We start from the raw sequence: 13,352 nt of genomic DNA, 5'->3' as shown, positions 1-13,352 counted from the left end.
AGTTGTTTGAAAAGCTGGATGGCTTCCGCTCCTCGTACGAGAACGTGAAGCGCTGGCTAAGACCTCTGGAAGACGCCGCCCATATTTTGAGTGCTTCTGCGGAGCAAACGGCGGACTGCGTTCGTGTACAAATGCAGTGGTTGAAAAATGAATTGAAGAATACCTATACCCGCACAGAAGATACCGTAATGGTGGAGAATTTTGAACGATACACGACCGGATTTTGGGAGGGCTTGTTTGCCTGTTACGACACGTCTTACTTGCCAAGGACCAATAACGACCATGAACGATTTTTCCGCCGGACCAAGACGCGCCACCGCCGAATGATGGGACTACGCAGTTGGAATCGCTACATTTGGCGCAGTGGAGAATTCGTGATCTGGGTCGATGATGCCTTGAAGTAGGATAAATTGCTGAAACGACTGCAACATGTGGACTATGAAAGTTACCTCCAAGAACGAAAGAGTTGGGAGTCTCGGTTGCTGGAAGGAACAAACCGACTTCGTTTCCGCCGGGACCCTACCTTTTATTTGCGTCGTCTCGAACACCGCGTCTGTTCGTTAATTGAGCAGTCGTAGAAAAAAATGAATCGGGTTTAATAGGTCCACTATACCTTGGATAAATTCATGAGAACATTAACAAGTCATTGTTTTATAGTTAGTACGGTTGTAAATGAAATTGTGTATCTGACATAGCTTTTGAGTCACCTCCATAGTCCTTTAATCGGGTCAAGCTCAGATGAGTACTCCGGCGTGAATAAAACATAAACTTAAGGCGAAGCTGGTTCTCCACAAATCCTTCGAACGCTGCCGTCTTGTAATTGCGTCTATTGTCTACCACCATGGAAATATTCCCAGTCGGGTATACTTGCAAAATAGAATCTAAAAAACGCTCCAGATCAGATGCATCGTACGTATCATCTTCCTTGTAATACACCTTGTTGGTTTCGTAGTTGAGTACACAAAAGAGTTTTGCTTTATTTATTTTGCGTTGGTGTTCTTAAGAAAACCAGTTGTATTGTAAGGATTGATAGGCACAAATCATGAACTCGTTTCTCTTATAGGAGGTGTGCGATTTCTCGTCCAGTATCTTTTATTAAACTGGGCAGCGTCTTCTCACGAATGGCCTTGATCCGCACGAGCCAACGCATACATCGCCTTGGTGTAGTTGAGTCCAAGGCAATGTAGCAGCAAAGACAGACGCGTTAACTAAGGTATGACATTATTCGCAGATTTAAGATCCAAGTGTACTTTGTCTTTAACCCAAACGTACATAGGACACTTATGATTAAGTAAGTCTAGGAGCTGCTCGGTTTGCTCTTTTGTTAATTTTTAGCGGTTTACGATTTGGGGAATGTTCGGCTTGCAATGAAGCACAGCTAAGTAGTACTCGTACATTTGTTTGTATGAATTTGCTTCATGGTTTATTCCCGGCTTTCCATTCAACGGTCGAAGTTGTTATTCATGTCCTTAACGATAGTTTTACTCTTTATTTAACCGATTTGAACGTTCTCTTAGATTTCAGTAGTTCTTTAAATCATTACTATACATCTGCTATTGTTTTTTCTATTTGTCTTAGTATTTTTACTATTTTGTTTCCTTTTTTACTAAAAAAGAAGTATCGTAATTAACACTGATCTTTTTAATTATTATTTCGATTTTGAAAAATTTATCAAGAAATTTAGTTTAATCGCTTTTTACTTTCAGTGTAAAAGTGATAAAGCTTTGGAGAATTCGTTTAAATTAGACAAGTATTATCAAAAAAGATGTGATTGATTCTATTAAAAACTTCATAAATGCAGAAAGGAAAATTTATAAATGAAGACTCTAAAGAAACTCGTTCCCTTAAAAATGAAAATATCAATTCGAGATTTTGTTAATTACTATACTGGATATTCAAAAAATAAAGGAAAATACAACTTAAAAGGAAAAAAGATCTTTGTTGTAGGAACTCCTGAACATGACAATCTTGGTGATCATGCAATAGTACTTGCTGAAATTAAATTACTTGAAAAATATTTTTCTGAATATGAGATTTTAGAAGTGTTGACTGTTGATTTTTTTCAAAACCTGAGGTGTTTGAAAAAGTTTGCAAATAAAGAAGATATTTTTGTTTTACAAGGTGGTGGGAACTTTGGAATAGAATATTTTAGAGAAGAAAAGATAAGAAGGGAGATAATAACAAAATTTCCTAACAATAAAATGATATTATTTCCACAGACAATTTTTTTTAGTGATACAGAACAAGGAAAATCCGAATTTAAAAAATCACAAGAAATCTATAAAAAGCATAAACACCTAACATTAGTAGCAAGAGAACAAATTTCATATGATATCATGAAAGAGGGATTCGGGAATAATAAAGTTTTACTGACTCCAGATATTGTAATGTTTCTTGAGATGAGTTATCCCTATAAGAAAAGAAATGGTGCTTTACTATGTATTAGAAATGACAAGGAAAGTGCCTTAACGGAGATTGATAAACAAATTATCCAAAAATGCTCGAAAATTTATGAGCAGGTAATTTACACGGATACGTGTGTTCATCATAATGTTTCAGTTGAAGATCGGGAAGAAGAACTCAATAAATTATGGAATCAGTTTAGGGAGTCTAAAATTGTTATTACAGATCGTTTGCATGGAATGATATTTGCAGCTATTACTTCGACTCCTTGTATTGCTCTGGGAAATTATAATTATAAGGTTGAAGGAAGCTATAATTGGATTAAACACTTAGAGTACATTAAATATACGAATAGTGTTGAAAAAATTCCTGGACTTATAGAAGAACTCAAGAAGATAGATCCGTCTGAGTACAATAACTCTTTTTCCCTAGATTATTACGAAAAAATTGTCGAATCTATGAAAGCCTCAAGGGACTCGATGTAATGCTAAAAACTAATATCAAATTAGCAGCAATAATAACTTATATATCAATTTTCGTGGGAGTTGCTATTTCTCTTGTTTCAACTCCCTTTATAGTTTCAATTTTAGGGAAATCGGAATATGGTTTGTTCTCTCTTGTCAATTCAATAATTGCATATATTGCTTTGCTTGATTTAGGATTTGGGAGTGCAGTTGTCAGATTTAATGCGAAATATTTGTCTGAAAAAAACGAAGTAGGGAAACAAGGCGTTAATGGTATGTTTTTAATGCTTTATTCTTTCATAGGTCTTGTTTCACTAATAATAAGCTTTATTTTGTTCCAAAATTTGAATTCTATTTTCCATAATACTTTAACTTTAAGCGAATTGGTTATCTTTAAAAAAATATTTATTATTGCTGCAATAAATGTCGCGATTTCTTTCCCTCTAAACGTATTTAGCTCAATTATTACTGCGAATGAAAGATTTGTTTTCTTGAAAATAGTAAATCTATTTAAAACAATACTAACCCCCTTAATAATGGTCTTAGTATTATTTATAGGATACAAATCTTTAGGTATGGTTATAGTTACCTTAATAATTAATCTTCTAGTAGGAGTTATCAATATCTTTTTTTGTCGATTTAAATTGAATTTAGTTATTAAGCTATCCACTATTAATCTCAAGTTGCTTAGAGAAATATTCAGTTATTCTTTTTTTATTTTTTTATCGGCAATAGCTTTTCAAATTTATTGGAATGCTGATCAATTTATAATTGGTTTATATCTAGGAGCCACTCCAATAGCTGTTTACGCGATAGCAACTCAACTTAATTCATATATTACAAATTTTTCAAATGTTATATCCAGTTTTTACTTGCCCAGATTTACTAAAATGATAGTCAATAAGGCAGATACAGAAGAAATAATGAGTGAATTGATTAGAATTGGAAGAATTCAATGTTTTATAGTTGGATATATATTTTCAGGCTTTGTATTGTTTGGGGAATCTTTCATTACTTTATGGGTAGGAGAAAGCTATAGATATTCATACACAATCGCCATTATAATAATAATTCCTCAAGTTTTTTCAATTATCCAATCGTTATTTGCTACAATGTTGGAAGCGATGAATATGCATAGAGTAAAAGCATACATCTATCTTTCAATTGCAATATTAAATATCTTTTTAACCGTATTGTTTATTCCAAGATGGGGGATTTTAGGCTGTGCAATCGCAACTGCAATTGGAATGCTTATTAACGCATTAGTTAACAATCTTTATTACAATATGAAGTTAAAACTAAGTATTCGGCATTTTTGGGTTCAAATTATTAAAGTGTTCATTCCTATATTCATTATCACTTTGGGTAGTAGTATAGCATTGAATTTTATAAGTATAACTTCATATCTCTCACTTTTTCTTTTTGTCTGTTTATATTCTTTATTGTTTGCACTTACAATGGTGAGTTTTGGAATGAATCAGGAGGAAAAGAACTTATTGATCTTACCAATAAAAAAGGTAGTGCTAAATTTATTCAAATAGAGTAAAATGACCAGAACAAAATGGATTATTGTAAGGTCAGATAATAGATCTAGTCAACTAGTCTGGTGGTTCTGTTGGTTCATGTCATATCTGCATTTTTTAACTTTCATAATGATCATTGTTATGAGCAGAGTTGGAATATGATGAAAGCCAAAAAAGCCCTTGATTTGTTCAAGGGCTGGTTCCGCTAACTCTTATCATTTCCGCCAATTAGAACTGGACTACACTAATGAAACTACCTCAAACTTAAGCCTCTAAACAACATCTCCACCCGACTTGTCCGCCGCTTGTCTCCGCAACAACCTCCGCGGCTTCGTTCCAAACTTAATCCAAACGCGGTCCTCATCATCACGGAAGAAACTGATCCGAAACAGCTTTAAGGGGGTCCAGATTTCTTTGAAATAGTAGTTGGGCATAATTCGATTTCTCCTTACCGATTGCTATATTACTCCAATTATAAGCTGGTTCGTAAGTAATGTTTGTCGTTTTTTGACCCGGAAAATAATTATTATACATATCCTTTCTCGAATAGTACCCTACATAAATGGTTATATATTTGATCTGCAAATGGAATTATGCCCTTAATATGTTGTTTTCTTGTTGGCGATCTTGACCAATTATTCGCATCCGGAAAATTTCCTTGTTGTTTTAATCTCATAGGTGGATATGTTTTTTTGAACTTTTTTGCTGAATTGAATTAAATTGTACATGATGTAGGACTTTATTGCGCGTTTGCGAAAATAATGAAATCTTTATGATTGTCTTGCTCCATTCTTTTCCCTACATTATAATTATTCTAATTTCATAAAGTATTCAAAAAAATGAGTAAGAAGCGTTATGTCTGTGTGATATACTTTATATAGTGTGTAGCGAATGTATGAAATGGGTAAACCCGATTGTTTCGGACTGAACATGCAAATGCTAATATACAGCAAAGAATTAAGACTAGGATGGTGAACTTGCAGATGCACATCGTCGCCGTTGGCCTGAACTACCGTACAGCGCCTGTCGAAGTGAGGGAACAGTTTGCTTTTGCTGAGAAGGACCTGCCGGCAGCGCTTCATCAACTGATGCGGACGAAGAGCGTACTGGAGGGGGTCATTGTCGCCACCTGCAACCGGACGGAAATTTATGTGGTTGTGGACCGTCTTCCGATGTGCGGGCATTTTATCCGCAGCTTCATGGAGCAGTGGTTTGGCGTGAAGAGCGAGCAATTTACACAACATATGTATATATATGAGGACGAGCAGGCGATCCGGCATCTGTTCCGGGTGACCTGCGGTCTGGATTCCATGGTGATCGGCGAGACGCAGATTTTGGGTCAGGTTCGCAGCGCCTTTTTGACTGCTCAGAGCGAAGGCGTCACGGGAACGTGGTTCAACCGGCTGTTCAAGCAAGCGGTAACCGTGGGCAAGCGGGCGCACAGTGAGACGTCGATCGGAGAGAGCGCGGTATCCGTTAGTTACGCGGCGGTTGAGCTGGGTAAGCGTATCTTTGGTATGTTCACCGGCAAAAAAGTGCTGATTCTCGGCGCCGGCAAAATGAGCGAGCTGACGGTCAAGCATCTGTACGCGAGCGGAGCGGCGGAAGTGGTTGTGGCGAACCGCACCCTAGCGCGCGCGGCGGAGCTGGCGGAGAAGTTCGCGGGCCGTCCGTGCACACTGGAAGAAGCGGCTTCGCGACTGTATGAGTTCGATATTGTGATCAGCTCGACGGGAGCTGGAGGCTATGTGCTTACGGCTGGTAGAATCGCGGAAAGCATGAAGAACCGTCCGTCCCGTCCGCTGTTCATGATCGACATTGCGGTTCCGCGCGATATTGATCCGTCCGCGTCTGAGCTTCCGAATGTGTTTTTGTACGATATCGACGATTTGGAGGGTATTGTGGAGAGCAATCTGGAAATGCGGCGCAGCGAAGCCGCGAAGATCGAAGGGTTGATTGCGGAAGAGAGCGACAGCTTTCAGCATTGGGTCAAGACGCTGGGCGTGCAGCCGGTCATCCGGGCGCTTCAGGAGAAATCAAATGCCATTCATGAAGAAACGCTGGACAGCCTGTTCAACAAGCTGCCTGAACTGGATGAGCATCAGCGCAAGATTATCCGCCGGCTGACCAAGAGCATCGTGAACCAGATGATGCATGACCCGATTAATGTAATCAAAGAAATGTCGGGCGACAAGAACGGGAATGAATCGCTTGAGTTTTTTACGAAGATCTTTGCGCTTGAGGATCGGCTGGAGTCTGGATCGGAGGGCGGGAGCGCCGCTGCCGAGAGGAACCGCAAACCGCCCGAACCTTCGTCCGGCAGCGGAAACGCCGCTCTGCCCAAGACTGCTTTTGCTCCGGCTGGCCTCTAATGGGAGGATAGCGGCATGCAATACCTGAATGGAATATATGACGCAGCCTTGCTGCTGTACGCCCTGAGCCTGCTGTTTTATTTCTCGGATTGCCTGAAACGGAGTCCGGATCGGAAGCGGTTAGGCACAGGGCTTCTTGTCTTTGTCGGTCTGCTGCAATGTGCCGGACTTGGCATACGCTTTTACGAGGAGCGGGGGTTGCCGATTTTTACGCCGTATGATTTCCTGTTCTGGTTCTCCTTCACCATTGTGCTGATTTCGCTGGTCCAATCGTTTATGAGGCGTTCCGAGTTCACAGTGCTGCTGCTCAGCGTGGCAGGGTTCAGCGCTTTTTTGCTAAACCGGGTGTGGCTGACGGCTGAGGATCATACGCTTCAGAGCTGGAAAGCGGTGCACGGCTGGCTGGCTATGCATATTATTCTCGCCAATTTGAGCTTTGCTGCGCTGACGCTGGGTGCGGTGTTCGGGATTATGTACCTGTTCCTGCACGCCAGGCTGAAGCACAAGAAATGGAATGACCGGGTCCGTCGCCTGCCAAGTCTGGAAGTCCTTGATAAGTATGCTTACACATCGGTGCTTGCCGGGACGCCTCTGCTTGCGGTGTCGCTTGTGGTGGCCGGGATCTCGATTGTCTCCGAAGGGCGTCTGCCGCTGTTTCAGGATTTAAAAGTGCTGTCCACGCTTATCGGGCTCGGGATTTACATAAGCTATCTTATACTTAGACGATCGGGCCGGCGCAGCGGGATTGTCATGGCGCGTTGGGCGGTCTCGGGCTACGGGTTCATCATCCTTAATTTTTTGCTGAATTCGTGGTCTGATTTTCATCGTTGGGGCGGAGAGTGAGTAGACAATGGCTGTATATTTGCCGGTAATGCTGGATGTGCGGGGAAAACACTGCGTCGTTGTCGGAGGCGGGAAGGTGGCGGAGCGCAAGACGCTTGGGCTGCTGGAGGCAGGAGCAGCGGTAACGGTAATCAGCCCTGCGCTGACGCCGCAGCTCTCGGAGCTGTCGGAACAGGCATCCATTGTCTGGCTGAACCGTATCTATGCTCCCGGGGATGCCCGAGGAGCTTTTCTCGTCTATGCGGCAACCGACGATCCGGCGGTGAACGTGGAAGTGGCGCGGGAAGTGGACAGCCTGGGCGTGCCGGTCAATGTGGGAAGCGATGCGGAAGCCGGAAGTTTCATCACGCCGGGCGTGCTGCGTCGGGGCCGTCTGACCGTGGCGGTATCGACTTCGGGCTCGGGTCCCGGCATCGCCGCGAAGATCACGAAGCTGCTGGAGGAAACGCTTGGCGAGGAGTACGAAGCTTATCTGGATTTTTTATATAAAATGCGGCAGGAAATCAAGCGGCGGGAACCGTTGCCGGAGGCTCGAAAAACTCTGCTGAAGAGGCTGGGCACACTGAGTGTGCTGGATGAGATCAGGATGGGCACCTTTACAGAGTGGGATTCGGAGCAGATCGGGACCTGGATCGCACAACATCGGGAGGAATAAAAGAATGCGAACGATTATAGTTGGCAGCAGACAAAGCGCGCTGGCATTGACGCAGACCGGCCAGGTGATCGACGATTTGAAGCGGCTGAGCGCGGAGCACGGTTTCTCTTTTACATTCGAGGTGAAAAAAATCGTCACCAAAGGCGACCGCATCCTTGACGTTACGCTGTCCAAGGTGGGCGGCAAGGGGCTGTTCGTCAAGGAAATTGAACAGGCGATGCTGGACCGGGAGATCGATATGGCTGTGCACAGCATGAAGGATATGCCCTCCGAGCTGCCCGAAGGTCTTGTCAACGGCGCGGTTCCTCGGCGCGTTGATCCAAGGGACTGCCTGATTTCACGCGGGGGTGTGGCACTAGCAGACCTTCCTGAGGGAGCGCGAGTCGGCACAAGCAGTCTGCGCCGTTCCAGCCAGCTGGCTGCGCTGCGGCCGGATCTGGTCATCGAGCCGGTGCGCGGCAACATCGACTCCAGGCTGCGGAAGCTCGAGAGCGGCGAGTATGACGCGATCCTGCTGGCGGCAGCGGGCCTGGCCCGGATGGGCTGGCAGGACCGCGTGACGGCCTATCTGCCGCCGGAGGAGTGTCTTCCCGCCGTAGGGCAAGGCGCGCTGGGGATTGAGTGCCGCGAAGACGATGCCGAGCTGCGGAAGCTGCTTTCATTGTATAATGATGAAGAGACTGCGCTCACGGTAGCGGCGGAACGCCGCTTTCTCGGCGTGCTTAATGGCGGCTGCCAGGTGCCGATTGGCGCTTTTGCGACCCTTACGAAGAGTGGGGAGGATGGCGCGGCGGCCGAAGGCCGGAGCATAACGCTTACCGGCATGGTCGGCACGCCGGACGGAGCCGTGATATTGAAGGAGACATGCACCGGGACCGACCCGGTGCGGCTGGGCGAAGAAGTGGCGAAAGCGTTGACCGTGAGAGGTGCGGAGAAGATTTTGTCACAGCTAAGGGGTTGAGGAGATTGACGGGCAAAGTATATTTGGTGGGCGCAGGCCCCGGCGATGCAAAGCTGATTACGATTAAAGGCATGGAATGTATCCAGAAGGCGGATGTGCTGGTTTACGACCGGCTGGCCAGTCCCCGGCTGCTGAAATGGATGCCTCCCGGCGGAGAGAAGATTTATGTGGGCAAGCTGCCGGACCGGCATACGATGAAGCAGGAGGAAATCAATCAGCTGCTCGTCGATCTGGCGCTTCAGGGCAAGACGGTGGTGCGATTAAAAGGCGGCGATCCGACGATCTTTGGCCGGGTTGGTGAGGAAGCGGAGCTGCTCCGCAGAAACGGCATTTCCTACGAAATTGTCCCGGGGATCACATCGGCGATCAGTGTGCCGGCTTATGCCGGCATTCCGGTCACGCACCGCGATTATGCGTCTTCTGTGTCGATTATTACCGGGCACGAAAGCCCGGACAAGCTGGACCACTCGATTCATTGGGATAAAGTGACGAATGCGACGGGCACGCTGGTCTTTCTGATGGGAGTCGCCAAAATCGGCTATATCAGCGGCAATCTGATCAAGCACGGTCGTTCGCCGGAGACGCCGGTGGCGCTGGTGCGTTGGGGGACGCGCGCGGAGCAGGAGACGCTGATTGGCACACTCGCCGATATTGAAGAGAAAGTGAAGGCGGCGAATTTCGGGTCGCCGGCCGTTATCGTCGTCGGCGATGTGGTGAAGCAGCGTGAAGAACTGAAGTGGGCCGAGGAACGGCCTCTGTTCGGCAAGCGGATTCTAGTCACCCGGGCGCGCAGCCAGGCGAGTGAGCTGGTGGACCGGATAGAGGACCTGGGCGGAGAGCCTTATGAATTCCCGGTTATCGAAACGGTCATGCCTGAGAGCGAAGAGAAGAAGGAAGCGATAGCCTCGGCGCTGTCAAAGCTTCCGGAATATGATTGGGTATTCTTTACGAGCGTCAACGGCGTGGAGTTCTTCTTCCGCCATCTGGCGGAGCTTAAAGTGGACATTCGCGGCTTGTCCAGCGCCCGCATCGCCGCAGTCGGACCCGCAACCGCGGCGGCGCTTGCGCAGCGCGGTCTGATCGCCGAGGAACTGCCGGCCCGCTTCCAGTTAGAAGGGCTGATCGAAGCATACGGCGAGCAACTGCTTCCCGGGCAAAAGGTGCTGCTGCCGCGCGGCGATCTTGCACGGAACTGGCTGCCGCAGAAGCTGGCGGAGCTGGGGCTGCCGGTGACGGAGATTGACACGTACGAGACGGTCGTTACCGGCGAAGATGACATCGAGTTATTGAAGCTGCTGGAGGAAGAACGGATACATGCCGTCACCTTCACCAGCTCGTCCACGGTGCAGAACCTCCTCGAAGTATTGAAGCGGATGGGGCTGGAAGATCCTCTGCCGCAGCTTGAGAAGGTCAAGATTGCATGCATCGGCCCGCTCACGGAGCAGACGGCTGTGGAAGCGGGGCTGAAGCCTGGACTGCTGGCGGCGGAAGCCACGATCGACTCGCTGGTTCGCGAGCTGTGCCGCTGGAATGCGGAGGAGCAGTAGAAGGATTAAGGGTCTAAAGAAGTCGCTGAGTATTTGAGATTGGCGGCTTCTTTTTCTATACATGTACCAGTAGTTATGATCAATACTAAAAAGGCACTTTCGAATTTATGCTATAATAAACCGATAGTCGGAGGTGTTTGGTTATATATGAGCTGATGGATTTTTCCTCCTGGCAAGTAGAAGAGATTCCTGTTTCAGGTGCTAATCGAAAATTATGGTTGGTTAATAATCAAAAGCGTGGTTTGTTTAAATACCAAAGAGATGCATATAGTGACTACTGGGTAGAGAGTTTGGCTAGTGATATCTTTTTTCTTGCCGGTATGGTATGTATGAAAGCCGATATGGGGATATACCATGGAGCCCTAGGATGTCTATGTTATGATTTCACACTTGAGCATGGCACTTTCTTCGAAATGGATGATGAGTTGGCTCTTTTCCCCAATCGCAAAAAGGGATGCTATGACTTAACGATGCTTCGTAAGGTGGTATCCCCAACAACGTTTAATGAAATTCAGCACATGCTGATGATTGATTATCTTATTGGCAATTTTGATCGACATACTAGAAATTTTGGGATTTTGGCTAATGGTGTTCTTGCACCAGTATATGATAACGGCTCATCTTTATCCTATAGACTGAAACCAGAAGATATTCCAGCGCTATACAGCAATAAAAAAAGGTTTTATGCCAATGCGTACGTCAATCCCATTTCCAGATGTTTGAAATCTGATGGGAAAACAGTTTATACAAATCTGGATTTAATGAAGGTATTGCATGCAACGGATCATAGAACTTTTAAGGAAAATCTGGATATGTGCTGCATGATTTCCGAAGAAAGTCTAAGTTCAGTAATGCATAACTTTAGCGGTGTGGTTGATAATGATTTGCTTGGATATATTAAGTATGTAGTAACTCATCGATTAAACACTCTAAAGGAGATGACATGACGTGAACGAAATCCTGTACGCAGTTAACGTAGAGAAAAGAGATAAGGGTTTTAGTATAACGGTAGTCGCTACGTTAGAGCGAGATGGGAACAATTACATTTTTAAACCATATAACCTTGAAATAGATAACATTCCACGGCCTAACCAAACAATCAAATCAAGGGGGTTGCCGTCTATTGCAGCTAGACGCTTGTACTCAAGAAGGCGCCCCGATATACAAAACATTTTGGGTAAATATGGTTTGGATCACTATGATGCATGGGAACTGTTAAAAAGGACCAAGGGAAAGCTAGCCACTGATAATGTTATATATTTGACTGAGGATGAATTGAAAAGCATCAAAGGTAGTCCTGATATTATAAGTTTTTTCGGGTTGGAGGATTCTGCGACCTCTGAAAGGTACGAGATTTATCCTTGAATTATATGGAGCCATGTTCCTCATCCAAGCCATCCTTCAGACTTCTCATTATCTAATCATATCGGTTTGCCCTTTCGTCTAAAGAGCCTCCCGTCGGGACTGTTTCCGTCGGGCTTTTTGGCGTGGAAACTTTTTAGCCTTAATGTGTTAATTGTATGGGAAGCTCTCTATGTGTTATGATAGGAACGGGTGTTCTTATCGGGAGGGTGAGACAATGCCGAAGACATACGAACCGGTAACAACGAAGACGGGAATGACACGGGTAAAAGAGGAACGAATGCCCTTCGGCTGGTCGGTCAATCCGTACCGGGGGTGCGCGCATGGCTGCAGCTTCTGTTATGCCAGAGGATTTCAGGGATTCATCGACAAGAAGGCGGACGACGAATTCCAGAACCATATTATGCTCAAGTTGAACGCGGCGGAAGCGCTGGAGGAACAGCTGTCGAGACTGGCCCGCAGACACCGGCATGATCTGGAAGCCATGCGAGAAGGGCTGGGCGAAGTGGTGATCGGGACAGCAACCGATCCTTATCAACCGGTTGAGGGCAGAACGGAACTGACCCGAAAATGTCTGATGGTGCTGGCCAAGTACGGTATCCGCACCTCGGTGACCACCCGCTCTCCATTAATCCTGCGGGACCTGGATCTCCTGGAGCAAATGTGTTCACTAACGGTCAATATCAGCATCAATACGCTGAATGACAGACTGGCGCGCAGGCTGGAACCGGGATCGCCGCTCCCTTCCAAGAGGCTGGATACGGTCCAAAAGCTGGCGGAACGGGGAATTGCGACGAGCGTGTTCATCGCTCCGATCCTTCCTCTGCTGAACGATGATCTTGAGGGGCTTGAAGCGCTGTTCGCCGCCTCGGCGCAGCGGGGAGCGGAATCCGTCATGACTTCGCTGCTGCGCCTTTCCCCGGATGTGAAAGGCTGGTATTTCCGCACGCTGAAAGAACAGTTCCCGGATGTTCTGGAGCGGTACCGGAGAATGTATGCGGACGGAAGTTATGCCGAAGCGGGATATCGCGAGAACATGTCCCGGCTTCTGGATGAACTGCACCGCAAGTACGCTTCAAGATTCCGCGCCGCGCCGGAGTGGTCTCTCTCAAGAGGAGCGAACCGCGCTGGTGAAGAGCCGGGGCGTCCCGATCTGGCTGAAATCGCCGGAGAGCCGCCGGTCGAGCAGTTGTCTTTTCGGTTTTGACAATGGCTAATGGGC

Annotated in this window: 12 protein-coding genes; 11 read left to right on the top strand and 1 reads right to left on the bottom strand. The window is 46.1% G+C overall.

Annotated elements, in window-relative coordinates; all coding sequences use genetic code 11:
* Nucleotides 1-2 precede the first annotated feature (2 nt).
* On the top strand, nucleotides 3-404 hold the full coding sequence (locus tag PUR_RS19930; protein ID WP_179036743.1) for a hypothetical protein: 402 nt from the start codon (nucleotides 3-5) through the stop codon (nucleotides 402-404).
* A gap of 253 nt (nucleotides 405-657) precedes the next feature.
* Here the strand turns inward: PUR_RS19930 and PUR_RS26630 are convergent, their stop codons facing one another.
* On the bottom strand, nucleotides 658-984 hold the full coding sequence (locus PUR_RS26630) for a transposase (RefSeq protein WP_179038006.1): 327 nt from the start codon (nucleotides 982-984) through the stop codon (nucleotides 658-660).
* A gap of 833 nt (nucleotides 985-1,817) precedes the next feature.
* On the opposite strand from PUR_RS26630, the gene PUR_RS19920 reads away from it, so the two are divergent.
* From PUR_RS19920 to PUR_RS19875, 10 genes are all read left to right on the top strand, one after another.
* On the top strand, nucleotides 1,818-2,888 hold the full coding sequence (locus PUR_RS19920; RefSeq protein WP_179036742.1) for a polysaccharide pyruvyl transferase family protein: 1,071 nt from the start codon (nucleotides 1,818-1,820) through the stop codon (nucleotides 2,886-2,888).
* The gene (locus PUR_RS19915) at nucleotides 2,888-4,408 is read left to right on the top strand and encodes an oligosaccharide flippase family protein (RefSeq protein WP_179036741.1); all 1,521 of its coding nucleotides are present in this window, start codon (nucleotides 2,888-2,890) and stop codon (nucleotides 4,406-4,408) included. Before PUR_RS19920 ends, PUR_RS19915 begins: the two co-directional genes overlap by 1 nt.
* Nucleotides 4,409-5,373: 965 nt before the next feature.
* Nucleotides 5,374-6,762 (top strand): glutamyl-tRNA reductase, encoded by a 1,389-nt coding sequence (gene hemA / locus PUR_RS19910; RefSeq protein WP_179038005.1) that lies wholly within the window; start codon nucleotides 5,374-5,376, stop codon nucleotides 6,760-6,762.
* Nucleotides 6,763-6,777: 15 nt separating this feature from the next.
* Complete coding sequence (gene ccsA / locus PUR_RS19905; RefSeq protein WP_179036740.1) at nucleotides 6,778-7,605, top strand: cytochrome c biogenesis protein CcsA; 828 nt, start codon at nucleotides 6,778-6,780, stop codon at nucleotides 7,603-7,605.
* A 7-nt stretch (nucleotides 7,606-7,612) separates the two neighbouring features.
* Nucleotides 7,613-8,260 (top strand): precorrin-2 dehydrogenase/sirohydrochlorin ferrochelatase family protein, encoded by a 648-nt coding sequence (locus tag PUR_RS19900; RefSeq protein ID WP_179036739.1) that lies wholly within the window; start codon nucleotides 7,613-7,615, stop codon nucleotides 8,258-8,260.
* A gap of 4 nt (nucleotides 8,261-8,264) precedes the next feature.
* Nucleotides 8,265-9,221: a hydroxymethylbilane synthase gene (gene hemC, locus PUR_RS19895; protein WP_179036738.1), complete on the top strand. Its 957-nt coding sequence runs from the start codon at nucleotides 8,265-8,267 to the stop codon at nucleotides 9,219-9,221.
* A 5-nt stretch (nucleotides 9,222-9,226) separates the two neighbouring features.
* Entirely contained in the window at nucleotides 9,227-10,768 is a 1,542-nt protein-coding gene (gene cobA, locus PUR_RS19890) for a uroporphyrinogen-III C-methyltransferase (RefSeq protein ID WP_179036737.1), read from the top strand.
* 137 nt (nucleotides 10,769-10,905) lie between these two features.
* Nucleotides 10,906-11,715 carry a HipA domain-containing protein gene (locus PUR_RS19885; RefSeq protein WP_232101575.1) on the top strand — a complete coding sequence of 270 codons (810 nt, stop codon included), beginning with the start codon at nucleotides 10,906-10,908 and terminating at the stop codon, nucleotides 11,713-11,715.
* A gap of 1 nt (nucleotide 11,716) precedes the next feature.
* The gene (locus PUR_RS19880; protein ID WP_179036735.1) at nucleotides 11,717-12,133 is read left to right on the top strand and encodes a hypothetical protein; all 417 of its coding nucleotides are present in this window, start codon (nucleotides 11,717-11,719) and stop codon (nucleotides 12,131-12,133) included.
* Between the two features lie 214 nt (nucleotides 12,134-12,347).
* Nucleotides 12,348-13,337, top strand: a complete 990-nt coding sequence (locus PUR_RS19875) for an SPL family radical SAM protein (RefSeq protein WP_179036734.1) — start codon at nucleotides 12,348-12,350, stop codon at nucleotides 13,335-13,337.
* Nucleotides 13,338-13,352 lie beyond the last annotated feature (15 nt).

It is taken from the genome of Paenibacillus sp. URB8-2, assembly GCF_013393385.1.
GTDB lineage: Bacteria > Bacillota > Bacilli > Paenibacillales > Paenibacillaceae > Paenibacillus_AQ.
This window is presented reverse-complemented; position numbering and strand designations above follow the sequence as displayed.

Coding starts and splice junctions, on each gene's coding strand:
- PUR_RS19920 (WP_179036742.1), top strand. CDS start 1,818: ATGAAGACTCTAAAGAAACTCGTTCCCTTAAAAATGAAAATATCAATT.
- PUR_RS19915 (WP_179036741.1), top strand. CDS start 2,888: ATGCTAAAAACTAATATCAAATTAGCAGCAATAATAACTTATATATCA.
- hemA (WP_179038005.1), top strand. CDS start 5,374: ATGCACATCGTCGCCGTTGGCCTGAACTACCGTACAGCGCCTGTCGAA.
- ccsA (WP_179036740.1), top strand. CDS start 6,778: ATGCAATACCTGAATGGAATATATGACGCAGCCTTGCTGCTGTACGCC.
- PUR_RS19900 (WP_179036739.1), top strand. CDS start 7,613: ATGGCTGTATATTTGCCGGTAATGCTGGATGTGCGGGGAAAACACTGC.
- hemC (WP_179036738.1), top strand. CDS start 8,265: ATGCGAACGATTATAGTTGGCAGCAGACAAAGCGCGCTGGCATTGACG.
- PUR_RS19875 (WP_179036734.1), top strand. CDS start 12,348: ATGCCGAAGACATACGAACCGGTAACAACGAAGACGGGAATGACACGG.